This window comes from Deferrisoma palaeochoriense (assembly GCF_054656955.1).
In genome coordinates this window covers 19,058-43,785 of sequence record NZ_BAAHXI010000019.1, presented here as the reverse complement: position 1 = coordinate 43,785, position 24,728 = coordinate 19,058, and the positions used below count along the sequence as shown (strand labels likewise).

General features: G+C 72.5%; 28 protein-coding genes. 16 read left to right on the top strand and 12 right to left on the bottom strand.

What is annotated here, in order from left to right; all coding sequences use genetic code 11:
* Positions 1–106 precede the first annotated feature (106 nt).
* The 4 genes from ACYQ8L_RS07315 to ACYQ8L_RS07300 all read left to right on the top strand — a co-directional run bounded on the left by ACYQ8L_RS07315 (position 107) and on the right by ACYQ8L_RS07300 (position 4,169).
* Positions 107–1,360, top strand: a complete 1,254-nt coding sequence (locus tag ACYQ8L_RS07315; RefSeq protein WP_459941130.1) for a hypothetical protein — start codon at positions 107–109, stop codon at positions 1,358–1,360.
* A gap of 113 nt (positions 1,361–1,473) precedes the next feature.
* The gene (locus ACYQ8L_RS07310; RefSeq protein ID WP_459941129.1) at positions 1,474–2,004 is read left to right on the top strand and encodes an FMN-binding protein; all 531 of its coding nucleotides are present in this window, start codon (positions 1,474–1,476) and stop codon (positions 2,002–2,004) included.
* Between the two features lie 12 nt (positions 2,005–2,016).
* A complete protein-coding gene (locus ACYQ8L_RS07305) occupies positions 2,017–2,481 on the top strand; it encodes a hypothetical protein (RefSeq protein ID WP_488193252.1) in 465 nt (154 codons plus the stop codon).
* 182 nt (positions 2,482–2,663) lie between these two features.
* Positions 2,664–4,169 (top strand): cytochrome c3 family protein, encoded by a 1,506-nt coding sequence (locus ACYQ8L_RS07300; RefSeq protein ID WP_459941127.1) that lies wholly within the window; start codon positions 2,664–2,666, stop codon positions 4,167–4,169.
* Between the two features lie 232 nt (positions 4,170–4,401).
* Here the strand turns inward: ACYQ8L_RS07300 and ACYQ8L_RS07295 are convergent, their stop codons facing one another.
* The 6 genes from ACYQ8L_RS07295 to ACYQ8L_RS07270 all read right to left on the bottom strand — a co-directional run bounded on the left by ACYQ8L_RS07295 (position 4,402) and on the right by ACYQ8L_RS07270 (position 9,247).
* Entirely contained in the window at positions 4,402–5,019 is a 618-nt protein-coding gene (locus ACYQ8L_RS07295; protein WP_459941126.1) for a helix-turn-helix domain-containing protein, read from the bottom strand.
* On the bottom strand, positions 5,019–5,957 hold the full coding sequence (locus ACYQ8L_RS07290; RefSeq protein ID WP_459941125.1) for a tRNA dihydrouridine synthase: 939 nt from the start codon (positions 5,955–5,957) through the stop codon (positions 5,019–5,021). The genes ACYQ8L_RS07295 and ACYQ8L_RS07290 overlap by 1 nt, the downstream gene beginning before the upstream one ends.
* 34 nt (positions 5,958–5,991) lie before the next feature.
* Positions 5,992–6,510 (bottom strand): TlpA family protein disulfide reductase, encoded by a 519-nt coding sequence (locus ACYQ8L_RS07285; protein ID WP_459941124.1) that lies wholly within the window; start codon positions 6,508–6,510, stop codon positions 5,992–5,994.
* On the bottom strand, positions 6,507–7,025 hold the full coding sequence (locus tag ACYQ8L_RS07280) for a peroxiredoxin family protein (protein ID WP_459941123.1): 519 nt from the start codon (positions 7,023–7,025) through the stop codon (positions 6,507–6,509). The genes ACYQ8L_RS07285 and ACYQ8L_RS07280 overlap by 4 nt, the downstream gene beginning before the upstream one ends.
* Before the next feature lie 96 nt (positions 7,026–7,121).
* On the bottom strand, positions 7,122–8,639 hold the full coding sequence (locus ACYQ8L_RS07275; RefSeq protein WP_459941122.1) for a multiheme c-type cytochrome: 1,518 nt from the start codon (positions 8,637–8,639) through the stop codon (positions 7,122–7,124).
* 2 nt (positions 8,640–8,641) lie between these two features.
* Positions 8,642–9,247, bottom strand: coding sequence for a methyl-accepting chemotaxis protein (locus ACYQ8L_RS07270; protein ID WP_459941121.1), 606 nt, complete (start codon positions 9,245–9,247; stop codon positions 8,642–8,644).
* A gap of 240 nt (positions 9,248–9,487) precedes the next feature.
* Between ACYQ8L_RS07270 and ACYQ8L_RS07265 the strand changes: the two genes are divergently transcribed.
* Positions 9,488–9,883: a hypothetical protein gene (locus ACYQ8L_RS07265; protein WP_459941120.1), complete on the top strand. Its 396-nt coding sequence runs from the start codon at positions 9,488–9,490 to the stop codon at positions 9,881–9,883.
* Positions 9,884–9,908: 25 nt separating this feature from the next.
* Complete coding sequence (locus tag ACYQ8L_RS07260) at positions 9,909–10,568, top strand: helix-turn-helix domain-containing protein (RefSeq protein ID WP_459941119.1); 660 nt, start codon at positions 9,909–9,911, stop codon at positions 10,566–10,568.
* Here the strand turns inward: ACYQ8L_RS07260 and ACYQ8L_RS07255 are convergent.
* A complete protein-coding gene (locus tag ACYQ8L_RS07255; protein ID WP_459941118.1) occupies positions 10,513–10,950 on the bottom strand; it encodes an Hsp20/alpha crystallin family protein in 438 nt (145 codons plus the stop codon). The genes ACYQ8L_RS07260 and ACYQ8L_RS07255 overlap by 56 nt on opposite strands.
* Before the next feature lie 71 nt (positions 10,951–11,021).
* Between ACYQ8L_RS07255 and ACYQ8L_RS07250 the strand changes: the two genes are divergently transcribed.
* From ACYQ8L_RS07250 to cysK, 9 genes are all read left to right on the top strand, one after another.
* A complete protein-coding gene (locus tag ACYQ8L_RS07250) occupies positions 11,022–11,903 on the top strand; it encodes an AAA family ATPase (RefSeq protein WP_459941117.1) in 882 nt (293 codons plus the stop codon).
* Positions 11,893–12,306: a formylmethanofuran dehydrogenase subunit E family protein gene (locus ACYQ8L_RS07245; protein ID WP_459941116.1), complete on the top strand. Its 414-nt coding sequence runs from the start codon at positions 11,893–11,895 to the stop codon at positions 12,304–12,306. The genes ACYQ8L_RS07250 and ACYQ8L_RS07245 overlap by 11 nt, the downstream gene beginning before the upstream one ends.
* Positions 12,303–13,259, top strand: a complete 957-nt coding sequence (locus tag ACYQ8L_RS07240) for a permease (protein ID WP_459941115.1) — start codon at positions 12,303–12,305, stop codon at positions 13,257–13,259. Before ACYQ8L_RS07245 ends, ACYQ8L_RS07240 begins: the two co-directional genes overlap by 4 nt.
* A complete protein-coding gene (locus tag ACYQ8L_RS07235) occupies positions 13,259–14,302 on the top strand; it encodes a carboxypeptidase-like regulatory domain-containing protein (protein ID WP_459941114.1) in 1,044 nt (347 codons plus the stop codon). Before ACYQ8L_RS07240 ends, ACYQ8L_RS07235 begins: the two co-directional genes overlap by 1 nt.
* Positions 14,299–16,080 (top strand): outer membrane protein assembly factor BamB family protein, encoded by a 1,782-nt coding sequence (locus tag ACYQ8L_RS07230; protein WP_459941113.1) that lies wholly within the window; start codon positions 14,299–14,301, stop codon positions 16,078–16,080. The genes ACYQ8L_RS07235 and ACYQ8L_RS07230 overlap by 4 nt, the downstream gene beginning before the upstream one ends.
* A gap of 60 nt (positions 16,081–16,140) precedes the next feature.
* Positions 16,141–16,701: a glycine betaine ABC transporter substrate-binding protein gene (locus ACYQ8L_RS07225; RefSeq protein WP_459941112.1), complete on the top strand. Its 561-nt coding sequence runs from the start codon at positions 16,141–16,143 to the stop codon at positions 16,699–16,701.
* A gap of 32 nt (positions 16,702–16,733) precedes the next feature.
* The gene (locus ACYQ8L_RS07220) at positions 16,734–17,615 is read left to right on the top strand and encodes a DUF362 domain-containing protein (protein ID WP_459941111.1); all 882 of its coding nucleotides are present in this window, start codon (positions 16,734–16,736) and stop codon (positions 17,613–17,615) included.
* Positions 17,612–19,117, top strand: a complete 1,506-nt coding sequence (locus ACYQ8L_RS07215) for a 4Fe-4S binding protein (protein ID WP_459941110.1) — start codon at positions 17,612–17,614, stop codon at positions 19,115–19,117. The genes ACYQ8L_RS07220 and ACYQ8L_RS07215 overlap by 4 nt, the downstream gene beginning before the upstream one ends.
* A gap of 113 nt (positions 19,118–19,230) precedes the next feature.
* Positions 19,231–20,163, top strand: a complete 933-nt coding sequence (gene cysK, locus ACYQ8L_RS07210) for a cysteine synthase A (RefSeq protein WP_459941109.1) — start codon at positions 19,231–19,233, stop codon at positions 20,161–20,163.
* Positions 20,164–20,334: 171 nt separating this feature from the next.
* Here cysK and ACYQ8L_RS07205 read toward each other — a convergent pair whose 3' ends face one another.
* From ACYQ8L_RS07205 to ACYQ8L_RS07190, 4 genes are read right to left on the bottom strand one after another with little or no spacing between them, the layout of a single operon-like run.
* Positions 20,335–21,363: an adenylate/guanylate cyclase domain-containing protein gene (locus ACYQ8L_RS07205; protein ID WP_459941108.1), complete on the bottom strand. Its 1,029-nt coding sequence runs from the start codon at positions 21,361–21,363 to the stop codon at positions 20,335–20,337.
* 58 nt (positions 21,364–21,421) lie between these two features.
* The gene (locus tag ACYQ8L_RS07200) at positions 21,422–21,646 is read right to left on the bottom strand and encodes a hypothetical protein (RefSeq protein WP_459941107.1); all 225 of its coding nucleotides are present in this window, start codon (positions 21,644–21,646) and stop codon (positions 21,422–21,424) included.
* A 4-nt stretch (positions 21,647–21,650) separates the two neighbouring features.
* The gene (locus tag ACYQ8L_RS07195; protein ID WP_459941106.1) at positions 21,651–22,625 is read right to left on the bottom strand and encodes a ketopantoate reductase family protein; all 975 of its coding nucleotides are present in this window, start codon (positions 22,623–22,625) and stop codon (positions 21,651–21,653) included.
* A gap of 38 nt (positions 22,626–22,663) precedes the next feature.
* Complete coding sequence (locus ACYQ8L_RS07190; RefSeq protein ID WP_459941105.1) at positions 22,664–23,260, bottom strand: TetR/AcrR family transcriptional regulator; 597 nt, start codon at positions 23,258–23,260, stop codon at positions 22,664–22,666.
* 153 nt (positions 23,261–23,413) lie between these two features.
* Between ACYQ8L_RS07190 and ACYQ8L_RS07185 the strand changes: the two genes are divergently transcribed.
* Entirely contained in the window at positions 23,414–23,923 is a 510-nt protein-coding gene (locus ACYQ8L_RS07185) for a type 1 glutamine amidotransferase domain-containing protein (protein WP_459941104.1), read from the top strand.
* Here ACYQ8L_RS07185 and ACYQ8L_RS07180 read toward each other — a convergent pair.
* A complete protein-coding gene (locus ACYQ8L_RS07180) occupies positions 23,895–24,716 on the bottom strand; it encodes a nitrilase-related carbon-nitrogen hydrolase (protein WP_459941103.1) in 822 nt (273 codons plus the stop codon). The two genes, ACYQ8L_RS07185 and ACYQ8L_RS07180, sit on opposite strands and share 29 nt — an antisense overlap.
* Positions 24,717–24,728 lie beyond the last annotated feature (12 nt).

The following is a 24,728-nucleotide window of genomic DNA, read 5'->3' as shown; positions in this document are numbered from 1 at the left end:
CCGCAGCCCGCTGATAGAAATCATTTGCAACAGCGCAAGAGCCGCACGGGCCCGCGGCGGCAGGTTCCCCACAACACGGAGAATAACGACAAGGAGGAAGACCTCGATGGTCCGACACACCTTTTTTGCGGCCGCGGCCCTGGCGGGGCTGGTGGCCGGTCCCGCCCCGGGGGCCACCAACCAGGAACTCGAGCGACGGATCGACCTTCTCTCGGAGGAGATCCAGAAGCTCAAGAACGAGCTCGCGGTCTCGGAGGAGGCCGCCTATGAGAGCCGCTACGGCATGGGCCCGGCGGCGTCCAAGGTCTACGGGCTCACGAAGGGCCTGAGCATCGGGGGCTACGGCGAGGCGTTCTACAGCGCCCTGTTGTCCGACCGGGAGGGCAAGCATGATCAGGCCGACCAATACCGCCTGATCCTCTACACTGGGTACAAGTTCACGGACCGGATCGTGTTCAACAGCGAGATCGAGATCGAGCACGCCAAAACCAACAAGAACGGGTACGTGGCGGTGGAGCTCGCCACCCTGGATTTCCTGCTTCACCCGGCGGCGAACCTACGGTTCGGGCAGGTGCTGATTCCCCTGGGCATCACCAACGAACTCCACGAGTCCACCCTGTTCCACGGGGTGCAGCGGCCCGAGGTGGAGAAGGTGGTGATCCCGAGCACCTGGTACGACGTGGGCGCGGGGCTCTTCGGCACCCTCGCCGAGGGGCTCGACTACAAGCTCTACTTCGTCAACTGCCTCGACGCGAAGGGGTTCTCGAACGTCGGGATCAAGGGTGGCCGGCAGGCGGGCTCGAAGGCCAAGGCCGACGACTGGGCCGCGGTGGCCCGGCTCGACTGGGAGCCCGTGTTGGGGCTCATCCTGGGCGCGAGCGCCTACCTGGGCGACGCGGGTCAGAACCAGACCTTCGCGGGCGAGGAGCGAAGCGTGCGCACCCGGATCTACGAGGCCCACGGCCAGTGGAAGTACCGCGGGCTCGAGTTCAAGGCCCTGGTGAGCCGGGTGTCGGTGGACGACGCCGAGGCCCTGAGCGCCGACAAAGGGGCCGAGGTGGCCGAGGCCGTGACCGGCTGGTACGCCGAGGCCGCCTACGACCTCATGCCCCTCCTGTGGACCGGCACCACCCACTACCTGGCCCCGTTCGTGCGCTACGAGTCGATCCGGTTCGACCAGGCCCGAGCCGCCGGGGTGGCCGCCGGCACCGACCAGGACTACGACCTCTGGGTCACCGGGGTGAGCTACAAGCCCATCCCCAACGTGGTCCTGAAGGCCGCCTACCGGAACTTCCGGCCCGAGGACGACAGGAACCAGAAGGCCGACGAGGTGAACCTGGGGATCGGGTTCATCTTCTAGGCCACCGCCCATTCCTTCTCCGGCGACGACCCGGCGTCGGAGCTACCTCCCCATCCCCCAGGGCGGGGCCGCTGGCACCGGCCCCGCCCCCTTTTTCTTTTTGGGAGGACCCCATGATCCGGATGCTCCTTGCCGCAACGCTGGCCGCCTGGGCCTCGGCGGCCTGGGCCGGCACCTACCACACGAAAGACGAGGCCCTGCGGCTAGCCTTCCCCGAGGCGGACCGGGTGGACACCCGGACCCTCTACCTCACCGAGGCCCAGGCCCATGAGGTGGAGGCCCTGTCCGGGGCCCGGCTGGACGGCCGGGTGTACACCTTCTACGTCGGGCTAAAGGGGGAACGGCCCCTGGGCTACGCCGCGATCGAGGCGGCCACGGTGCGCACCCTGCCCCAGACCCTGCTCGTGGTGCTGGGGCCGGATCTTCGGGTGCGGTGGGTGCGGGTGCTCGCGTTCTTCGAGCCCGAGGAGTACCTGCCGCCCGAGCGCTGGCTCGCCCAGTTTCCGGGCCGGGGGTTGGGACCGGATCTGCGGGTGGGGGGCGGCATCCAGGGGATCACCGGCGCCACCCTCTCGGCCCAGGCCGTGACCCGGCAGGTGCGCCGGGTGCTCGCCCTGGCCCAGCTGCTGGCCCCGGAGCCGTAGGCCGTGCGGGCCATGGTGCGGGGGCCCCTCGGGGGCCGAAGCGGCCGGGCGGTGCTCGCCGGGTTCTACGCCTACCTCCTTCTCCACACGGCGACGGGGGCGGCGCTCTTTCTTACCAAACTGGGGTGGACCCCGGCCTCGGTGGCCCGGTACTACCGGGGGGATCCCGAGCGGTTCCTGAACCCCAGGAGCTTTCAGGGGCTCCTGGAGGTGACCCATTTCCACCTGTTCGCCTTCGGGTTCTTCTACGTGGTGGTGGCCCACCTCCTCCTCCATGCCGGCCTGCCCCGGGCGCTGCGCACCGCGCTCCTATCCGGGCTCGGGGCGGCGCTCACGGCGGACCTCGTGGCCGGGTGGCTCATCCGCTACCTCCACCCCGGCTTTGCCTGGCTCAAGCTCGGGGCCTTCTGGGGCGTAGAGGCGCTGTCGGTCGTCGCGCTGATTGCCCTGACCGTTTCCCTGTTCCGAAGGGGGTGAAGGGGGTTCCGGGGCGTCGGGAGGGCTTTCCGCTTCCGCCGGCCGGATTTCCATTTGCGCCGCAAGGGGTTTCTTTCGTACCCTTCCGCCTCCCCCGGGCCCCGGGGCTCAAGACACCTCGGCCCGGTGCCGATCGGTGAGGGGTTTTCCGGGGGAAATCCAAAACCGGAAGGTGCATCCCCATGATCCGAACACTCCTCGTTGCCATTCTCCTCCTCGCCGCCGGCACGGCCGGCGCCGCCGAACTCCTGCAACCGCCCGACAAGCTCGTGGTGGAGGGCGACAGCGTCCTCGTGCTCGGCCGGGCCGACGAGGGGAAGCCCGTGTCCGTCACCGTGGAGGCGGGCGGCAAGGCCCGGACCGTGGGGGCCGACAAACTGCCCCAGGGACGGTTCTTCGCGGCCATCGCCCTGGCGCCCGGCCTGAACCGCATCGAGGTAGACGGGAAGGTGCGGGAGGTGTTTCGGCCGGCCGAGGGGCTGACCCCACCGAGCGGGTTCCGGCCCCTTCGGGTGCACGCGGGCACGATCGTGCGGTGCAGCGACTGCCACCTCTCCGACCTGGCGCTCAAGGGAGGCGGGTTCCCGGACGTGTGCATCACCTGCCACGTGGTCGAGGCCCAAAACCCGAACTTCAAGGACGACCCGTTGGCCGACCGCCATTTCCGCTCGGCCGGGGCCCGGTGCGGCAAGTGCCACGACCCCCACGGCGCCGGCAACCCCGATCTGCTGCTGGCCGACACCCAGAAGCTCTGCGCCCGGTGCCACGGGGACCGGGGCACCATGGATGGGATCCATCCGGCCTTCGAGGAGGGAAGCTGCGCCGCCTGCCACGACCCCCACTTCTCCGGGTACCCGAACCAGCTCAAGGGAGAGGTCCCCGAGGTCTGCGGCCGCTGCCACGAGGAGGGCACGGCGGTGCCGACGGACCGCATTCATCCGCCCGTGGCCGAGGATCACGCCTGCGCCACCTGCCACGACCCCCACGCCGGCGGAAATGCGCTTCTGCGAAAGCCGCTCGGCCAACTGTGCGGGCAGTGCCACGAGGATGAGGTGACCCAGGGGCACGGCGGGGACCTGGAGGGCTGCACCCAGTGCCACGACCCCCACGGCGACCTGGACCGGGTGCTTGCCAACGGGGACTTTTCCGAGCGCTGCCGGGAGTGCCACGACGAGGTGGGGGGCGACCCGGTGCGCCACGACGCCCTCGACGAGGGGTGCCCCACCTGCCACAACCCCCACACGCCCCGGGAGAAACGGCTCATGAAGGCCCAGCCGGAGCTCTGCGCCGATTGTCACGAGGTGCCCCGGGCCGAGGGAGACCGGGCGCTCCACCCGGCCCTCGACGACGGCTGCACGGGCTGCCACGGCCCCCACGGCGGGGCCCGGGAGAAGCTCCTAGCGTCGGCCCCGCCCGACCTGTGCCTGGAATGCCACGACGACCCCCGGGACCGGGGGGAGGAGATCCATCCGGCCCTGGAGGAGGGGTGCTTCGGCTGCCACGACCCCCACGTGGGGTTCTTCCCGGGGGTGCTGGCCGCCCCCCAGGCGGAACTCTGTGTGGAGTGCCACGAGCCCGAGCCCCACGCCCCCGAGGCGAAGCCCTGCTCGGCCTGCCACGACCCCCACGCCTCGGACGAGCCCCATTTCCTGCGGAAGGGGATCACGGCTAGGAGGCTAGGAGGCTAGGAGGCTGGAAGGCTAGAAGGCTGGGAAGCTGGGAGGCTGGAAGGCGGGGAAGCTGAGAGGCGGGGAGGCCGGGTGGCTCGGGGCTCATGGGGCCGGACCGGTCGCGTTCGAACCGGCCCGGATCGCCCCCTTCTCGCCCCCCTCCGTAAACTCCGGGCCCTCCGTGGTTCAAATCACGCTTCCCGCTAGCGCTGGGGACCAAAGGGCCGGCGTCTTCCCTTGCCGGCGGCCCTCAGCCCCTCTTGCAGGCCGCCGGGTCGATCCCGAACCGTCGGATCTTCGCCCGGAGCGTGTTGCGGTGGATCCCTAGCAGGCGGGCCGCCCGGGTCTGGTTGCCGTCGGTCCATTCCAGGACCGAGGCGATGAGCGGGCGCTCCATCTGCTCCCACACCAGGTCGTGGAGGCTCACCCCGGGGCTCGTGCCCAGCTCCCGCAGGAACTCCTGGAACCGGGCGTAGAGGTGGTCTTCGAGGGAGCGGTCCCCCTTGGCCAACCGCTCCTCCTCCATGGCCCGGTCGAGCCAGGCCCGCACCTCCGCCGAGCCGAACGGTTCCCGCAAATATCCGTACGCGTTCCCCGAACCGTTGACCGCCTGCCAGGGGTCCAGGACCCACACGAACCGCTCTAGGGGACGCGCCTTCCGGCACCTCGCGGGCCAGGCCTGGCACCCGGCGGTCGCCCGGGCGTCCACAAAACAAAGGTTAAACGGCCGCTGGCGGCGGTACCGGCGCAACGCCTTCGGGTCGGGGACCCAGGCCACCGTGGGCCCGGAGCGGCCCAGCGCCTTCTCCACCCGCCGGCCCAGCCAGTCGGAGGGGCTCACCACCAGGACCGCACCGGGCTCCGCCATCACGCCACCTCCTTTTCCCAACCGGGAATGACCCCGAAAAACGCCCGGATCTCCTCCTCCATGGCCTCTCGGCCCCGGGCCTCCTGAACCCGCCGGCGAAACGCCGTGGCACCCGGGAGCCCCCGGGCCGCCCAGGCCGCGAATTTTCGCATCTCCGCCACGGCCACCCGTTCGCCCTTTTCCACCACGAGATCCCGCAAATGGAGGAGGAGATCCCGTCCCCGCGCCTCCGGACCGGGGACGGCCGGAACCGGTTCGCCTCGATAGAGGGCCTCGGCCTCGGCGAACACCCAGGGGGCGCCCAGAGCCGCCCGGCCGATCATGACCCCGGCGCAGCCGAACTCCCGAAGCCGCCGCACCGCCTCCTCCCCCGACGAGATGTCCCCGTTCCCCACCACCGGCACCCCCACCCGGGCCGCCACCTCCCCCACCACCGACCAGTCCGCCTCGCCGGCGTAGCCCTGGGCCCGGGTGCGGGGGTGGACGATCACCAGGTCGGCCCCCTCGGCCTCGGCCAGGGCCGCGATCTCGGCGGCGTTTCGGGTTCCGGCGTCCCATCCGGACCGGATCTTGACCGAAAGGGTCCCGGGGAACGCCCGCCGCAGGGCCCTCACGCAGGCGGCCGCCAGGCCCGGGTCGCGCATCAGGGCGGCCCCGGCCCCGGAACGTACCACCTTGCGCACCGGGCACCCCATGTTGAGATCGAGGTGGGAGAAGCCGACCTCTGCCGCGGCCCGGGCCGCCTCGGCCAGCTCGTCGGGGCAACTGCCGAACACCTGCACCGCCAGGTCCGGGCCCCGATCCGAGGGCTGGAGGTAGGCCAGCGTGCGGCGGTTCCCTCGGGCCAGGGCCGCCGCCGAGACCATCTCGGTGAAGAGGTACCGGCACCCCGCCCGTCGCAGACGGCGGCGGAAGGCCGGGTCGGTGACCCCCGCCATGGGGGCCATCCAGAACCGGGAGCGCCGGAGGGGCTCAGGGAGGAAGAATGCGTGCAAGGTCCCGTTCCAGGAGGTCGTAGTCCACCTCGATCACCTGGCGCTCCACCACTTTGCCCGCCCCGTCCAGGAGGTACAGGGTGGGGGTCCGCCGCACCCCCAGGGGGTCGGCGGCCACCAGGGTCTCGCCTTCGAGGCGATCGTACACCACCGGGAACGGAAGGTCCATGTCGCGCACGTAAGCCCGGACCCCGTTGGAGAACCGCTCGCCGTCCACGTTCACGGCCCACACCCGAAGTCCTTTTTCGCCCCATCGGTTCACGAGGTCCACGAGCCCCGGCATCGCCTCCTTGCAGTTGGGGCAGTACACGCTCCAGAAGAACAGGAGCTCGGGGGCCCCGTCCGCCGCCGCGACCCGATGCTCCCGCCCGTCGAGATCGCGCAGGGAGAACGGCGCCACGGCCTTCCCGGGGTCCAGGAGCCGGAAGGTGGGGCCGGTGGAGGCCCCGGCGACGGCGGCCGCCAGGACCACCAGGAGGGCGAGTCCCCGTCTCACTTCGCCACCCCCAGGTCCGCGAGGACCTTTCGGATCTTCTTCTGGCTCGCCCAGTAGTAGTTGGGCTCGGCGAACCGCACGCTCCCCTCCTGGTCGAGGATCACGCTGGTGGGAAGGGCGTTGATGCAGTACAGCTTCCAGACCTCCAGGTTCTTGTCGAGGAGCACCGGGAAGGTGATCCCGAGCGTCTCGATCTCCTCCTTCAGTTTCGCCACGTGGCTCGCCGAGAGGTTCTGGGTCTCCTGGTTGATGGCCAGGATCACCATCTTGTCCTCGTTGCCCGTGTAGAGGCCCTGGAGGAACGCGAGCTCCTCCATGCACCGGGGGCACCACGAGGCCCAGAAGGCCATGAGCACAACCTTGCCCTGGAAGGACGAGAGGGTCACCGGGTTGCCGTTGATGTCCTCGATGGTGAAATCCGGGGCCTTCTGCCCCTCGTCCAGGCACAGGGACCAGGCCGGCGCACCGCCGGCCAGAAGGGCTGCCGTCAAGACCGCCGCCATGAGCTTCCGCATCGTGGTTCCTCCCTCGGTGAGATGGGGTTGCCGTCTGATTGCGCGCACGTGACTTTACGGCGGCCCCTGGGGCGCCGCAAGCCGGACCTCGTCCGGCTACTCCCTTTTCCGGGCCTCGGGTCCCGGGCCGTGGCACCGCCGGCAGGCTTCCTGCGGCGAGCCCACCGGCGGGCCGCCGGGCTCCAGGAACAAGAACTTGTGGTCGTGGATGCTGTACGCGTTCCCCTCCGCCGTGCGCAGCGGATCATGGCACTCGTGGCAATGGACGCCCCCCGCCAGATGTCGTTCGTGCTCCGGGGTACGGGGAAAGGTTCCGGCATGGCACGTGAGGCAGTACTCCGACGGGGTCATCCGGGGCTTCTCGCCCTTTTCGAGCTGGCTTCGGAAGTTCTTGCAGATGTCGCAACTGAGCCCTCGGGCGTCCATGAAGTGCTCCACCCAGAACTCCCACTGCCGGTGGCGGTCCTCGTACGATTCGTCGCCGGCGAAGGTGGTATTGTCCTGGCCGGGCTTGGGCAGCAGCCCCTTGTAGTACCGGGTGAGATCCCTGCCGGGCAGGTATCCCACCGGGAACCGGAACTGGCCCGTGCGGTCGTGGCCCGTGGTGTGGCAGGCCTCGCAGATCATCTGGCGCCGCACCGGCTCGAGATCGGCCGGGTTCACCACCGGGCCCTCTCCGGCCGAGGTGGCGTGGGCCCGGGCCGGGCCGTGGCAGGCCTCGCACCCGATCCCGAGCTCGGCCCAGCGGGCCGGCTCCCCGGGCTCGAACCCGGTGGTGTGGCACCCGGCGCAGTAGGGGATCCAGGGCTTGTCGATCCAGTACGACCGGTCCCACTGCTTTTGCACGATGCCCCAGATGGCCGCCTTCACGTAAAGTTTTCCGTTTTTCTCCACGACGTAGCGCTGGGTCCAGTGGGATCCTAGGGCGTAAACGATCTGGTCCTTCGGGAACGGGGGGTCGGCCGAGAAGTCCCCGAGCACCGCCCCGGGGTCCTTCCGGGCATCCCGGGCCATGCGGGCGTGGGGGGTGAGTTTCCACGCGTCGTAGATGTCCCGATGGCACTCCCGGCACGCCTCCGACCCCGCGTACTCGGAGAGCACGCTCGCCTCCTGGGCGTGAAACGGCTCGGCGGCCATCGTGGAGCGGTCGTGGCACCCCAGGCACAGCTGGCCCTCGTCGTTTCGGCGCCGCAGGAAATAGGTGCGGTGGCGCTTTCTCCCCTTGAGCACCGAAAGGAGCCTTCGGGCGATGGGCTCGGCCACGTAGGGCTCGTCGGCCTCGGCCGGGGCGTGGGGGTCGTGGCAGGTGGCGCAGGTGAGGGTGCCGTGCTCGTCCAGGGGCAGGTCCGCCGGGATCCGCGAACCCGGCCGGATGTCCACGGGGTGGAGCGACGAGAGGTCCTTGTCCCGGTGGCACTCGAGGCACAGGCTCACGATGTCCTTCTTGAACCGGTGCGGTCCGCGGTCGCCGGGCCTCGGGACGCCCTCGTGGCAGTGCCCGCACCGGTCCCGATCGGCCAGGAGGGCGTGGGGTCCTTTTCCCGCGCCCGCCGGGCCGGCCCAGGCCAGGGCCAGCCCGAGCGCCACGATCTTCGAGGCCAGCGGTCGCGTCACGGCTACACCCGGAACCGCCCCAGCGCCCGGTGGAGCCGTTCGACGGCCTCTTCCAGGGGGCGGATCTTCTCGAGGGTCAGGGCTCCTCCTGCTTCGGCCACCCCCTTCGCCTCGGCCAGGGCCACCCGCACGTCCTCGGCCGCGTCCCGGGCCTCGCCCACCTTCTCCCGGAGCCGTTGGGTCATCTCGTTCATGGCCTCGGTGAACCCCTGGAGCTCGTCCCCCTCCCGGAGCCGGGTCACCAGGGTCAGGTCCCCGTCGCCGATGGCCTGGAGGTTCGCCCGGAACCGGTAGAGGGGCCCCCCGATCTTGTGGCTCGAGTAGAGGGTGAGGAAGGTGGCGGCGGCCGCCACGAGCGCCATGGAGACGAACGAGGCCACCAGCACGGCCGGCAGCAGGAGCTCCCAGCTCGACCGGGCCTGATAGTGGGCGCTGTAGAACGCCCGGCCGAACTCCTGGTTCGCCAGGATGTAGAGGAGCCCGCCGGTGAGCGCGGTGCCGAGCACCACCACCGCCGTCATCTTGGCGATGAACCGGATCTGGAAGGTCCGCTCGATGAGAAGGATCCGCCGTCGGGGCCGGGCCTGGGAAACCGCGCCGTCCGCCATGTCGTCCTCCTTGGGCGATGGGTGAAGGCCCCCGGACGCCGCCCCCGGGGGTGGCCACGGGGGCCACCGGGGGGATGCCGCGTCCGGGGCTTCCTATCGGCCGGCGCGGCGGCCTCCTTTAGCCCTCCCCTTTTGACTCCCCACCGCCTCGGAAGTAGGCTGTACTCCGGTCGTCGGCCGCCGGGAACCACCGCGGGGTGTGCGCCGACGCGGCATGCGGCAGCGAGGGAGACGGCAGGGATGAGACTCGGGTGGATCGGGTGGGTGGCGGCGGTGCTCGCGGGATGCGTGATCGGGCACCTCAAAAAGGACATTCCCCCCCCGGGCGGGTGCGACCAGTGCCACCGGGCGAAGATCGCCGGGGACTGGGAGGTGACCCTGGCGCCGGTGCACCTCGGGCGCGAGGGCGGGATCCCGGAGGACCGGGACGTGGTGCTGCGGGAGGTGCGGGAGATCCCGTACCACGCGAAAGTCCCGGCCAAGCGGCTCGAGGTGTTCGCGGCCCAGGCGCCACCGGAACTGGTGGGCGACACCGAAACCGGGATCCAGTGCTTCGTGTGCCACAAATCGCCGGGCCCGCCCCACGACAAGGTTCGGGCCAAGTTCCACCACCCCTGGGAGTCGGGCGGGGACTGACCCGGGGCGGCGAGGACGGACCGAGATGGCGACCCCGATGCCGCGGATCCTCATCGTGGACGACGAGGCCGACCTGGTGGAGACCCTGGCCCGGGCGGCCCGCCGGGAAGGGTACGAGGTGGACACGGCGCTCTCGGGCGCCGGCGCCTGGGACCGGCTGGCCACGCGCCCCTACGACGTGGTGGTCACGGACCTTCGCATGCCGGGCATGGGGGGCGCGGAGCTCATGGACCGGATCGTGGAGCGGGGGGTGCGCACCCGGGTGGTGGTGATCACGGGCTACGCCACACTCCAGGCGGCCATCGACTGCCTGCGCAAGGGTGCGGTGGATTTCCTGCAGAAGCCCTTCGAGGTGGAGACGTTCCTGGAACGGCTCGCCGAGGCGCTCGCGAAACCCCTCCCCCCGGGCCCCCCGAACTGGCACGAGATCGCCCGGCGCCACGGCCTGACGGAGCGGGAGCGGGTGGTGGTGGAGGCCCTCTACCGCACGGGGCTGGGGAACCGGGACCTCGCCGACCACCTGTGCGTCAGCCCCCACACGGTGAAGTCCCAACTGCGGTCTGCGTTTCGCAAACTGGGGGTGGAGAACCGCACCCAGTTCCTCCAGCGCTTCGTGGCGGAACCGGCGGTCAGTCCTCCACCTCGACCCGCACCGGGGTCCCCCGGCGCGCCCGGGGAATCGTGACCTCCAGGATCCCGTCCCGGTACACCGCCCGGATGGCGTCCGGGTCCACGTCGTCGGGCAGCCGGAACACCCGGCGGAAGGAACCGCTCGGCCGCTCGATGCGGTGGTAACTTCGGCCCTCGGCGGGCCGTACCAGCGGCCGTTCCCCCTGGAGCACGAGGGTCCCGCCCTGGACCTCCGCCCGTATGGCCTCTTGCTCAAGCCCCGGCACCTCGGCCACCATGACGAAGGCCTCCCCGGTGTCGTACACGTCCACCGGCGGGGTCCAGTGGGTGCGCCCGGGCCCGGCGGCCCCGGCGGAGGGGCCGTCCTCGAACAGACTCAGCAGCCCGTCGGCCAACCCGGCCAGCCGGGAGAACGTATCGTCGGAACCGAAACCCATGGGGCACCTCCGGGGAAGGGCGACACCCCGGAACCGTACGGAACGCCCCCACCACTGTCAAGGCAGGAACGATGCACCGAAAGCTCGATCGCGTGTTCTACGAGGTCCGGGAACCCCGGCTGACCTGGGACGACATCGGCGGGTTCCCGGAGGTGAAGGAAACCCTGGAGGAGATGGTGTGCCTGCCCCTGCGGGACCCCGAGCGACTCCGGCGCCTCGGGCTCGAGCCCCCGGCCGGGGTGATGCTGTGGGGCCCCCTGGGCGTGGGGATCACCATGCTCGCGGAGGCCGCGGCCCGGGCGGCCGGGGCGAGCTTCGTGTACGTCTCGGGCCAGGAGATGCTGGGGAAGCCCGACGAGATCCACCGGGCGTTCGACGACGCCGCCCACGAGGCCCCCTGCGTGCTGTTCGTGAGCGACTGCGAGTGGCTCGCGCCCCGGGCGGGGTGCTCCTACGAGTGGGGCCCCGGAAACTTCCGGGGTGTGCCGCCCACCTTCGCGGACCCGGATCTCACCCGGCGGTTCATCGAGGAGGTGGACCGGATCCTCACCGTGCCCGGGGTGGCCCTCATGGGCTCCTGCTACCGGATCGACACCGTGGACCAGGCGCTGATCAAGGAGAAGCGCCGGTTCAACCGCAAGGTGTTCGTGCCCCCGCCCCGGGCCGCGGACCGCCGGGCCATGCTCGAGATCTACCTGCGGAAGATCCCCCACCTGGCGGCCGACGTGGACCCGGAGGATCTGGCCCGGCGGACCGAGGGGTACGTGGGCTGGGACATCGAGAGCCTGTGCAAGCGGGCGGCCCTCGAAGCGGCCAAGGCCGGCCGAGACGAGGTGACCCGGGCCGACTTCGAGGCGGCCCTCGCAAAGATCACCCCCTGGCTCACCCCGGACATGACCGAGACCTACTGGGACATCTTCCGGAAGGACTGCCCGCACCACTATGCGTTCTGACGCCTCCCCGGACCTTTTCGATCTCTTGGCCCGGCTCCACGGCCACCGCTGCCCCATGTCCATCCTGGGGGCCCGGCTCGGGCTCGCCGCGGTCGAGGCCCTGGCCCCCCCGCCGGACCGCAAACGCCGGGGCCGGTACCTCCACCGCACCTGCGCCCTGGACGGGGTGCAGGTGACCACCGGCTGCACCCTGGGGAACGGGAACCTCGAGGTGGTCCCCCAGGGCCGCCACCGTCTGGAGCTCGGGCTCGAGGGGGAGCCGCTGCGGGTGGCGGCCGAGCTCACCGAGGAGGCCCTGGCCCGGGGCCGGGCCTGGCTCGAGGCCGGCCGGGACGAGGCGATCCTCCGGGCGCTGGAGCGATGCGCCCCGGACGAGATCCTCCGGGTGGAGCGGATCGGATGAACGCGCTCCTCGAGATCGGGAAGGTGGCCGCGGGGGAGGCCTGGCGCATGGGGTGGTTCACCCTGCTCGGGGTCGTCGTGGCCGCGGTCATCAAGACCTACCAGTGGGATCGCAAGGTCCGGGCCTACGTGGGCCGGGCCGGGGCCTGGGGCATCCTGATCGCCACGGCCGTGGGCACCCTGAGCCCCCTGTGCTCCTGCGGGATCCTGCCCGTGGTGATCCCCATGGCCCTGTCCGGGGTGCCCCTGCCGCCGCTCATGGCCCTCCTCATCACGAGCCCCGTCATGGACCCGGCCTCCTTCGCCCTGACCTGGGGCGGGGTCGGGCCGGCGCTCGCCTGGTGGAAGTTCGGCGGGGCGGTGTTCCTGGGGCTCGCGGCCGGGTTCGGCACCTGGGCCCTGGAGCGCAGCGGGTTCCTGGCCGGAAACCTCCTGCGGATGCAGCCCGTGTACACGGCCGAGGGGGAACTGGCGCCGGCCTACGAGATCGCCTGCGCCAACGGGTTCCGGGTCCGCACCATGACCGTGGTGCCCCGGGAGAGCCGGCTGCGGTTCTTCCTCGACCGGTTCTGGGACGTGGGCTCCTTCGTGTTCCTCTGGGTCGGGGTGGCCATCGTGCTGGAGGCCGTGATCCAGGTGCTGGTGCCCACCCGGTGGCTCGTGTGGCTCGGCGGCCAGGGGGGACCCCTGGGGGTTCTCGCGGCCACGGCCGTGGCCCTTCCCCTCCCGCTCCACCAGGTGCCGGTGGTGCCCGTGCTCGCCGGGCTCCAGGCGAAGGGCCTGGGGGCCGGCCCCGATCTCGCGTTTCTCCTGGCCGGCCCGGTCACCAGCATCCCGGCCTCGGCGGCGCTGGCGGCCATGTTTCGGCCCCGGGTCGTGGGTGTGTACCTGGCCCTGGGGCTGTCCGGCGCGGCCGTGCTGGGGCTCCTGCGGTGGGGGCTCGCCGGATCGTGATGCGGGCCTTGCCCTCGGCGCTCCTGCTCGCCCTCCTCGCGCTCGTCGCCGCCTGTGCCGGGCCACCGACCCGCCCGGAGCCGGGGCCCGCCGGCCGGGTGGAGGGCCGCGTGTCCCTGCGGGCCAAGGGGTTCGCCGGCGCCACGGTGCGGTTCCTGCCGGTGCCCGAGGACCCGACCCGGCTCCCGGAGCCGGCGGCCGAGGTGACCTCGGGCGAGGCCGGGGTGTTCCGCGCCGCCCTCCCGCCCGGGGCGTACCTCGTGCTCGCCGAGGCCCCGGGGCTCCACGGCTATTTCGGCCGGAACCCGGTGCTGCTCGTGACCCGGCTCGACGGGCTCAACCTGCCGCTGGTGCCCGCCCATCCCCTGCGGCGCCGCCCCGCCGCGCCGGGGTCCGAGGGGGTGGAGGGCCGGGTGCTGGCCGAGGGAACCCCGGTCGCGGGGGCCCGGGTGTTCGCCTACCTCGACCTCGTCGGGGGGCTTCGGGGGCCCGGGTACGCCGTGTCGGAGCCCACCGGCCCCGACGGCCGCTTCGCCCTTCCCCTGCCCCCGGGCACCTACTACCTGGCGGCCCGGGCCCGGCTGCCCGGGTCCCGGGGCCGGCTCCACCCCGGCGACCGGTTCGGGGTGGTCCCGGAGTTGCCCCTCCGGCTTCGCCGCGGCGAACGGATCGGGGTGGACATCGAGACCGTGGAACTGCCCTCCGCCGAGCGCATGGCCCGGTTTCGCGGGGCGACCGCCGTGGTCGAGGGCCGGATCGTGGACCCCCAGGGCCGGCCGGTGCCCGGGCTCCGGGCCTGCCTCTACCGGCGCCCGGAGATGCTCGACCGGCCCGACGCCTTCTCGGAACCCACCGGCCCCGACGGGGCGTTTCGGATCGAGGCCCGGTGGTTCGGGCCGGCCTACCTCGGGGCCCGGCAGCAGCTCGGCGGGCCGCCCGCCCTCGACGAGCGGATCGGGTTCTACCGGGGCCCCCGGGGCGCCCGGATCGACCTGGAGCCCGGGGGGCACCTCCGGGACCTCCTGGTGGTGGTGCCCCGATGAGGCGCGCGCTCGCCGCGGCCGTCCTGCTCGCGGCCCTGGGCTGCGCCGGGCCCCGGCCCGCCCCCGACCGGGTGGTGCGCTGGAGCGGGGAGGTGCACGTCGCGGACGACGTGGTGCTCCCCCGGGGCACCCGGCTCGTCGTGGAGCCGGGCACCCGGATCCGGTTCGCGTTCCGCGACGACGACGGCGACGGGTGGGGGGACGCCTCGATCCGGATCGAGGGGGACCTGGAGGCGGTGGGCACCGCGGAGCGCCCGATCGTGTTCACGGCGGCCGAAGGGCCGGCCACGCCGGGACGGTGGGGGGAGATCCGGGTGGACTTCGGCCGGATCCGGCTTGAGCGCTGCATCGTCGAGGGGAGCACCCGGGGGCTCCACGCCCATTTCTCCCGGGGGGAGGTGCGCAACTCGGTGTTCCGCCGCAATGTGGACGGCACCCGGCTCGGGAACTCCGAGCTCCTCGTGGAGCGCAACCTCTTCTACGCAAACCCCGGAAAGGCCTACAACGCCCACCGCTGCCGGAACCGGGTCGAGGCCAACCGGTTCCACCACAACGGGAAGGCCCTGTTTCTGTTCGAGGCCGACGGGGGAAGCGTGTTCACCCGGAACCGGTTCCGGGCGAACCGGGCGGACCTGCGGCCCGGGGACTTTTTCGCCGGCACGGTGCGCGCCCCGGCGAACGACTGGGGCGGCGAGCCCCCGGCGCCCCCGGCCGACAACCCGGCCGTGGCCGTGGAGGCCTCCCCCGCGCCCGTCCCCTGGGCCGGGCCCGCGGGCTGGGTCGGGTGGGACGAGCGCTGGGCCGCCGACCTGGGCGGGTTCGTGGACGCCCCGGCCCGGCCGGCCGACGAGGGGGTGTACGCCGCGTCCTGGGCCGGCCGGGTGGCCCGGCTGGGCACCCTCGACGGCACGACACGGGCCGAGGCCCGGCTGCCCGACGTGGTGGACGCGGCCCCGGCCCTGGGGCCGGGCGTGGTGGCCGCCTGGGCCTGGGACCGGGGGCTCTACCTCCTCTCCCGGCCGGCCCTCCGGGTGCTCGACCGGGCCGCGTCGGCCCCCTCCCCCCACGACGATCACCGCCAGTCGGCCCCGGTGTTCGGGGGCACCCGCCTGTTCGCCGCGGGGTGGGACGGCCGGGTCCGGGCCTTCGAGACCGCCGACGGAGCCCTCGAGCCCCTCTGGGCGTTCCAGGCCGGGGGACCGTTCCGGGCGCCCCTGACCCTGGCCGGGGGGCTCCTCCTGGCCCCGTGCCAGGACGGCGTGTTCTACGCCCTCGACCCCGCCACGGGAGCGCTTCGGTGGAGCTACGGGGCCGGGGCCCCCCTCCTTTCGGGGGCGGCCGTGGCGGACGGGCTCGCCGTGGCCGCCGACCGCGCCGGCCGGCTCCACGCCCTGGACCTCGCCACGGGCCGGCCCCGGTGGACCGCGGACCTGGCGGCCCCCGCCTGGTACGCGGGGGCGGCCACGGCCGACGGCCTCGTGTTCCAGGGGGACGACGCCGGGCGGCTCCACGCCCTCGACCTCGCCACCGGGGAACCCCGCTGGACGGCCGCCCTGGCCGGGGGGCTGCGCACGCGGCCCCTGCCCCTGGAGAACCGGGACCTGGCCGTGGTGTCCCTCGGGGGCTGGGCGTACCTTTTCGACCGCCTCACCGGTACCGAACTCGACGCCTGGCCCGCGGGGGAGGGGGCCCAGGCCGACCCCGCCGCGGCCGGGGCGTTCGTGTTCGTGGGCACCCGGGAGCGAGGGCTTTTGTGTCTGGAGCGGCGGGGGTGGTAGATTGGAACGGCTCGAAACGAAACGTACCGAAGGCCTGGCACCCGAGCAGGAGGGACGATCGTGAACCGTAGGGCGATGCTGGCGGCCGTGCTGGGGCTCGTGCTGACGGCCGGGGGCGCCTGGGCCTGCGTGGGCAAAACCCTGGTGATCGGGGCCGTGGCCGGGCCGGAAGGGCGGGTGGTCGCCCAGATCCTCGCGCTCCTCATCAACGAGCGCACCGGCACCACGGTGAAGATCCAGGAGTACGACGATGCGGCTGCGGCCCACGAGGCGGTGGTCCGCCACGAGGTGGACATCGTGGTGGAGGCGGCGGGCGAGGCCCTGGCGCGGCTCGGCCTCGAGGTTCCCGAGGACCCGGCCGCCCGGTTCGACCGGGCCAAGGAGACGTACCTGGAGCGCCTGAACCTGGTGTGGCTCCCGCCCCTCGGCTACGGAGAGGCGAAAGCCGGGCCCGCGGCGCCCGTGGCCCGCAAGGACATCCTGCGCAAATTCCCGGCCCTCCCGCGGCTCATCGCCAAGACCCAGAACCTCGTGACGAATGACGTCCTGGCCGCCCTCGCCGCCGACGGCGATCCCCGGCGGGCGGCCCGGGAGTTCCTCCGGAAGGAGAAGCTGATCTGACCCCGCTTCGCCCGCTCACCCGCCGGCGGCTCTTGGGGCTCGGCCTGCGGGCCGCCGCGTTTGCCCCCTGGCTCGCCCTCCCCTGGCCCCGCCCCGCCCGGGCCCGGCCCACCCCCGCGCCCCTGGCCGTGGCCGAGGGCGACGACCCGGCCGCCCTGGTGCGGGCCGCGCTCGCCAAGCTCGGGGGCATGGAGGCGTTCGTCCAACCCGGCCAGCGGGTCGTGGTCAAGCCCAACCTGGGCTGGGACCGGACCCCGGAGGAGGCGGCCAACACCCACCCGGCCGTGGTGGCCGAGCTCGCCCGGCTCGCCCGGGCCGCCGGGGCCCGGGAGGTCCGGGTGTTCGACCGCACCTGTAACGACGCCCGCCGCTGTTACGAGCGAAGCGGGGTCGCGGCCGCCCTGGAAGCCCTGGGCGACGACGGGGTGCGCCTGGAACACGTGCGCGACGACGGGTTCCAGGTGGTGGCGATCCCCGGCGCCCGGAAACTCACCCGGTGGCCTCTCTACCGGCCGGCGCTCGCGGCCGACGTGCTCATCAACTGCCCGGTGGTGAAACACCACGGCCTCACCGGGGTCACCCTCGCCATGAAGAACCTGATGGGGGTCATGGGAGGCAACCGGGGCCGGATCCACTGGGACATCGACGACGCCCTGGTGGACCTCAACCTGGCCGTCCGGTCCCACCTGGTGGTGGTGGACGCCACCCGGATCCTCACCCGCAACGGCCCCCAGGGCGGCGGCACCGCCGGGGTGCGGGTGGCCAACCGGCTCGCGGCCACGGCCGACGTGGTGGCGGCCGACGCCTGGGGCGCCCGGGAGTTCGGGGTGGACCCGATGGGCGTGGGCTACATCCGGCGGGCCCACGAACGGGGCCTCGGCACGGCCGACCTGGGGAAGGTGCCGATCCGGTGAGGCCCGGGGCGCGCCGGACGGTCCAGGGCCTCCTGTTCCTGGGGTTCCTGGCCCTGTTCGCCCGCACCGCCTACCGGGGGCGGGATCTCCTGGACTGGCCCGTCCATCTCGCGTTTCGCCTCGACCCCCTGGCCTTCGTGGCCGAGGGGTTCGCCGTGGGCGCGGCGGCCTGGACCTGGCTCTGGCTCGGGGCCTTTGTGCTCGCCGGGGCCATGGTGCTCCTCGGGCGGTTCTTCTGCGGATGGATGTGCCCCCTGGGCACCGCCCTCGACCTCGCCGGGCCGGCGCTCCGGCGGGGGGCCGGCCGCCGCGGGGCCCGGGCCCGGCCGCCCCGGGCGCTCGCGCCCGGCCTCCTGGCCGGGCTCCTCGGCGCGGCGCTGGCCGGCCTGCCCCTCCTCGGGGTGTTCGACCCCCTGAGCCTCCTGCTCCGCTCCCTCACCCTCGCGCTCCACCCGTGGGCCGACGCGGGCCTCAAGGCCGGCCTGGGGCTCCTCTCGGCCGCCTCCCCCGACGCCGCCGACCGGGCCTACCGGATCCTGGACCCGGTGCTCGCCTTCGGCCGGCCCGCCTTCCTCCTGGCCGGGGTCACGGCGGCGGTCTTCGCCGCCGTGCTCGCCCTCGAGCTCCTGGCCCCCCGGTTTTGGTGCGCCCACCTCTGCCCCCTGGGGGCCGGCCTGGGCCTCCTGGCCCGGCTGGGCCCGGTGCGGCGGCGCAAGGCCGGGGAGTGCGGCGCCTGCACGGCCTGCGAGCGGGCCTGTCCCACCGGGGCGGCCCGGACGGACCCGGCCGATCCCCTCTCCTGCATCCAGTGCGGCGCCTGCGAGCGGGCCTGCCCCCGGGGCGCCCGCGGCGCGGGCCTCGGGGCCGGCACCCGGCCGGCCCCGGTTCGGCCGGTGCGCCGGGCGGTGCTCGCGGCGGCCGGCGCCGGGGTGGTGGCGGGCCTCTTCCCCCGGGTCCGGGCCGCCGAGGCCGAACCCGGCCTCCATCTCCTCCGCCCCCCCGGGGCCAGGCCCGAGGAGGAGTTCCGCAAGCGCTGCATCCGGTGCGGGGCGTGCATGCGGGTATGCCCCCGCAACGCGCTCCACCCGGCGTTTCTGGAGGCGGGGTTGGGTGGGATCTGGACGCCCCGGCTCGTTCCCCGGTTGGGCTACTGCGAATACCACTGCCGCCTGTGCGGCCAGGTCTGCCCCACCGGGGCCATCGGGTTCTTGGCCGAGGGTGAGAAGGAGCGTTGGGTCATCGGGCTTGCCGTGTTCGACCGGAACCGGTGCCTTCCCTGGCGTGCCGGCCGCAACTGCCTGGTGTGCGAGGAACACTGCCCCACCCAGCCCAAGGCCATCGCCTTCGAGGCGGACCCGGCCCGGCCCGGGGTCAAGCTTCCCCGGGTGGTGGAGGACCGGTGCATCGGGTGCGGGATCTGCGAGGCGAAATGCCCCCTGCCCGGCCGTTCGGCGATCCGGGTCACCCGGGAAAACCCGACTCGAATAGACATATTCTTCTGATTCACCGAAAAAGTTCTTGACTAAATAGATGTGGTCCACTAGGATGCCTTGCACGAGGCCCGGCGGGTGGTACCCTACGGGCGCCTTTTGACCCCCGTGACCGGAGGAAACCGATGGCCCGCATCTACGAAGACAACAGCCTGAGCATCGGGAACACCCCCCTCATCCGCCTGAACCGCCTGACCCAGGGGCTCAAGGCCACGGTGGTGGGCAAGGTGGAGGGCCGGAACCCGGCCTACTCGGTCAAATGCCGGATCGGGGCCTCCATGATCTGGGACGCCGAGAAGAAGGGCATCCTGAAGCCCGGCGTCACCGTGGTGGAGCCCACCAGCGGGAACACCGGCATCGCGCTCGGTTACGTGTGCGCGGCCCGGGGTTACCGGCTCATCCTGACCATGCCCGAGACCATGAGCCTGGAGCGCCGGAAGATGCTCGCCGCCTTCGGGGCCGAACTCATCCTGACCCCGGGTGCCGAGGGCATGAAGGGCGCAATCAACAAGGCCCAGGAGATCGTGGACTCGGCGCCGGGGAAATATTTCATGCCCAACCAGTTCAAGAACCCGGCCAACCCTGAGATCCATTTCCGCACCACCGGCCCGGAGATCTGGAACGACACGGAAGGCAAAATCGACATCCTGGTTTCCGGCGTGGGCACCGGGGGCACGATCACGGGCGTGAGCCGGTACATCAAGCAGGAGAAGGGCAAGGCGATCCACTCGGTGGCCGTGGAGCCGGCCGCCTCGCCCGTGCTCTCGGGCGGCGTGCCCGGCCCCCACAAGATCCAGGGCATCGGCGCCGGGTTCAAGCCCGACGTGCTGGACCTTTCGGTGGTGGACGAGGTGGTGCAGGTGACCGACGACGAGGCCTTCGAGACGGCCCGGCGGCTCGCCCGGGAGGAGGGCATCATCTCGGGCATCTCGAGCGGGGCGGCCGTGGCCGCGGCGCTCAAGGTGGCCGCCCGGCCCGAGAACGAGGGCAAGCTGATCGTCGTGGTGCTCCCCGACAGCGGCGAGCGCTACCTCTCGACCCCGCTGTTCGAGGCCTGACCCCCTCACCCCGGCCCTCTCCCCCCGCTGGGGGGAGAGGGAGCTAGGGGCCCGGGCGGGCGAGCCTCCCCACAAGGGATGATGGATCCCGGGGACCTCCCGGCATTGGAGCCCGCCGGGCCCCCAGGGACCCCTGTCCCCGGCTTCCAGGCTTCCCAGCTTCCCAGCCTTCTAGCTTTCGCGCCTTCCCGCCTCCCCCAAGAGCGGCGCGATCTTCACCGGGGCCTTGCGGCCCCGCACCCGCACCCACCGGGGCTCGCCCCACCGGAACCCATCGCCGGCGGCCCGGGCCGCGGGCCGGGTGACCAGGATCTCCCCGGGGCCGGCCATCTCCTGCACCCGGTGGGCCACGTTCACCGTGTCGCCCACCAGGGTGTACTCCATCCGCAGGTCCCCGCCCACGGTGCCGGCCACGGCCGGGCCCCAGTGCACCGCGTAGCCGAGCCCCAGGGTGGGGAGCCCCCTGGGGCCCCGCTCCCGGGTCACGGCCGCCACCCGCTCCCGCAGATCCAGGGCCGCCCGGAGGGCCTCGGCCACCTCGTCCCCGGCGCCCGCCTCCAGGCCGAACACGGCCATGAACCCGTCGCCCACGAACTTGTCGATCATGCCCCGCCGGGCGGCCACCACCTCCACCATGGGCCCCAGGTAGGCGTTCAGGGTGTCGAAGAGCTCCTGGGGGGTGAGGCCCTCGGCCGCGCCCGTGAACCCCCGCATGTCAGCCACCAGCACGGCCGCGTCCACCTCCCGGCCCTCGATGGGGCCTTCCCGGCCCCGGCCGAGCACCAGGTCCACGACCTCCCGGGAGAGGTACCGGGTGAGGGACCACCGCAGGAACTCCCGCTCGGTCACGTCCTGGACGCTCACGATCACGGCCGGCTCGCCGCCGGCGCCCCCCTCGAGCACGTCGCCCCGCAGGTGGCGGTACACCACCTCGCCCCCCGGCCGCTCCAGCCGCACCGCCCGGGCCTCGAACCCGCCGGTGGCCCGGATCTCGGCGTCCAGGGCCTCAAAATCGAGCCCCTTGAGGTGCCCGAACACCTCGGCCACGGGCCGCCCCACGGCCTCGGCCCGGGGGATGCCGGAGAGCTCCTCCATCCGGCGGTTGAAGGCGTGGATCACCCGGCTCCAGCGGCCCACCACCAGAACGCCCCACCCCAGGCTGTCGAGGATGCGCTGTTCCGCCCCGGGTCCGGGTCCCATGGCCGCCTCCCCTCCCCCCCGGAGACGAGGGGCAACCTACCCCCGCGACCGGGGTCCGTCAACGGGACCGGTCGAACCAGGTGAGCTCCCAGCGGTCGACCTCGAGGTCGAGGCGCAGGATGTAGGTGGCCCCGTCGTCGCCGCGCACCTTGAAGTACCGGTGATCCTCCCCGAGCCAGCGGTCGAGGATCTCGGTTACCTCCACACAACGGCGGCCGATCCGAAACCGGACCGGCCGCTCGTCCGCGCGGGTTCCCGCGTAGCACTCCACCTCGAGCCGCACCCCGCTACCCCTTGCGCGCCGCCCCCTCGGACTCCATCCGCTCCATCCGGAGCCGGTTTCGCTCCTCCACGCCCCGCACCAGCCAGCTCACGGCCTGGTTGTACGGCGTGGGGATCCCCAACCGCTCCCCCTCCCGCACGATCACCTCGTTCAGGTTCCCGATCTCGGTGGGCCGGCCGGCCTCCACGTCCTGGAGCATGGAGACCTTGTTGTCCTTGGTGCTCTCGAAGGCCTTCAGGGCGAAGTCCCCGGGGTTTTCGAGCTCCGGGAAGTCGATGCCCTTGGCCCGGGCGACCTGGGCGAGCTCGTCGGCCAGGGCCCGGATCATCCGCACCGTGGGCTCGTGCTTCACCGCCTCGGCCCCCCGGAGCCCCGTGAGGGCGGCCACGCAGTTGGTGGCCACGTTGGCGATGAGCTTTTTCCAGATCACCGGGTTGATGTCGTCCACGTCGTGGACGTCGAGGCCGGCCCGCTTGAGCTCGGCCACGAGGCGCTCGAACCCGGGCCGCCGCACCCCGTCGAAGGGCCCGATGACCAGAAGGGGCCCGAGCCCCCCCACGTAGCGCACCTCGTTCATGCCGACGGGCATGCCCGAATGGGCCGTGATGCCCCCGATCACCCGCTCGGGTCCCACGGCCTCGGCCAGGACCTCCAGGTTCCCCAGGCCGTTCTGGACGGAAAGGACCAGGGTGTCGGGGCCCACCATGGGCATGGCCCCCCGGATGGCCGAGGCGGTGTGGTATCCCTTCACGCACACCATCACGACGTCCTGCACCCCGGCCTCGGCCGGGTTCGAGGTGATCCGCACCCGGGTGTGGACCCGGCTGCCGTCGGGCATCTGGATCCACAGGCCCTCCTTCTGGATGAGGCGCACCCGTTCCTCGAGCACCTCGACCAGGGTGACGTCGAACCCCTTCTGGCTCAGGAGGCTCCCGAAAATCGACCCGAGAACCCCTGCGCCGACGATCCCGATCTTCATGCGACCTCTACCTCCCTCCAACGAAACCGAACGTGCATTTACTCCCGGGGCAGAAGCCCCAAGAACAGTTGGCCCACCACCTCGTCCGCCAACTGGCCGATGGTGAGCGGCCCCCCGGGCTTGTACCAGTGGTAGAGCCAGTTGATCTGACCCAGGATCCCGAACGCCGCCGTGGTGATGTGGACCGGCCGCACCTTTCCGGCTCGCACACACCGCTCCAGGACCTCCTTGTAAAGCCTCAGGATCTCGGCCTCGGTGCGGCGCACGTGTTTGTACAGGTCGGGCCGGAGGCTCTTTTTCTCCTCCACCAGGACCTTGATCTCCTCGACGTGGTTTTCCATGTGCCCGATCTGAAACCGGATCATCCGTTCCAGGACCTCCAGCGGGGGCCCCCCTTCCTGGAAGGCCTCGCGCACGCCCTCGAGGAGCTCCCCCCCCACCCGGTCCACGATGTGGTAGAGGATGTCCTCCTTGCTCTCGAAGTAGTGGTACACGGTGGCCTTGTTGATGCCCACGCGGTCGGCGAGATCCCGCAGGCTCGCCGCCTCGTACCCCTGCTCGTAGAAGATCCGGACCGCCGCCTCGAGGATCTGCTGCCGCCGGAGATCCGGCTTGAGCCGCCTGCGTCCCGCCATGGTGACCCCTTTCTCTACCGACCGGCCGTTCGACCGAACGCTATCGGACCACAAACAGCGTGTCAAGAAGAACTTGACCCTCGCGGCCTTGCCGGATCCCCACGGCGCGCTACACTCGCGCGAAACATCCACACCGACGGGAGGGAAGCCGAAATGGCCGTACTGATCCTGGCGGAAAACGGGTTTGAGGATTTGGAGCTCCTGGTTCCCCTGTACCGGCTCCGGGAGGAGGGCTACGCGCCGGTCGTGGCCTCGGGCCGGCCCGGCCGGATCCGGGGGAAGGTGGGGTACGAGGTGGAGGCCGACCGGGCCTACGGGGGCTGCCGCAGCGGGGAGTTCCGGGGGCTCGTGATCCCCGGCGGCAAGAGCCCCGAACGGGTTCGGCTGGCCGAGGAGGCGCTGGAGCTCGTGCGGGCCTTCGTGCGGGAGGGGAAACCCGTGGCCGCCATCTGCCACGGGCCCCAGGTGCTCGTGTCGGCCGGGGTGGTCAAGGGCCGGCGGATGACCTGCTACGTGGGGATCCGCGACGACCTCAAGGCCGCCGGCGCCCTCTACGAGGACGCCCCCTGCGTGGTGGACCGGCCGTTCGTGACCTCCCGGATCCCGGACGACCTGCCGCGGTTCTGCGAGGCCCTCATGCGGGAGCTTCGCCGGACCCGCTGACCGGCGCCGGGTCGTCCCACCCCGGCACCCGGTCCTCGAACACCGGGATCCGGGAGCGGGCCTCCCCGTTCCGGCGGGGGTCCACCTCCACCACCGCCACGCCCTCGTCGCCCCCGAGGTGGACTGCCACCTCGCCCCAGGGATCCACCGCCTGGCTCGCGCCCTCGAACATGACCCCCCGGCCCGGGCCCACCCGGTTCACGCCCAGCACCCACCAGGCGTTCTCCACGGCCCGGGCCCGCAGCAGGAGCTCCCAGTGGGGGGTGCGGGGGTGGGGCCACTCGGCCGGCACCACCAGGGCCTGGGCCCCGGCCAGGGCGAGCCGCCGGCAGAACACGGGGAACCGCAGGTCGTAGCACACGGCCACCGCGATGCGGCCCAGGGAGGTGTCCCACACCCGGGGCCCGCTCCCGGCCGCAAGGTGGCGGTGCTCGTCCATCAACCGGAACCGGTGGACCTTGGGGTAGAGGGCGTGGATTTGGCCGTCGGGCTCCACGAAGAAGGCGGCGTTCGCCACCCCGCCCTGCCAGGGATGAAGGAGGCTCCCGGCCCACCCCACGCCGCGCCCCCGGGCGGCCCGGGCCAGGGCCTCGAGGGTCCTGGGCCCGGCGGCGGCCAACTCCCGGGCCCGCTCCAGGGCGTACCCGGTGGAGAAGAGCTCCGGCAGCACGAAAAGCTCGGCCTCGGCCCCGGCGGTCAGGTCCAGGGCCCTCTGGAGGTTCCGGTCCGGCTCGGCCTCGGCGATCGCCATCTGCACGAGGCCCGCCCGCCATCCCACGCGACCTGGAAGCACCGCGGCGGTCTC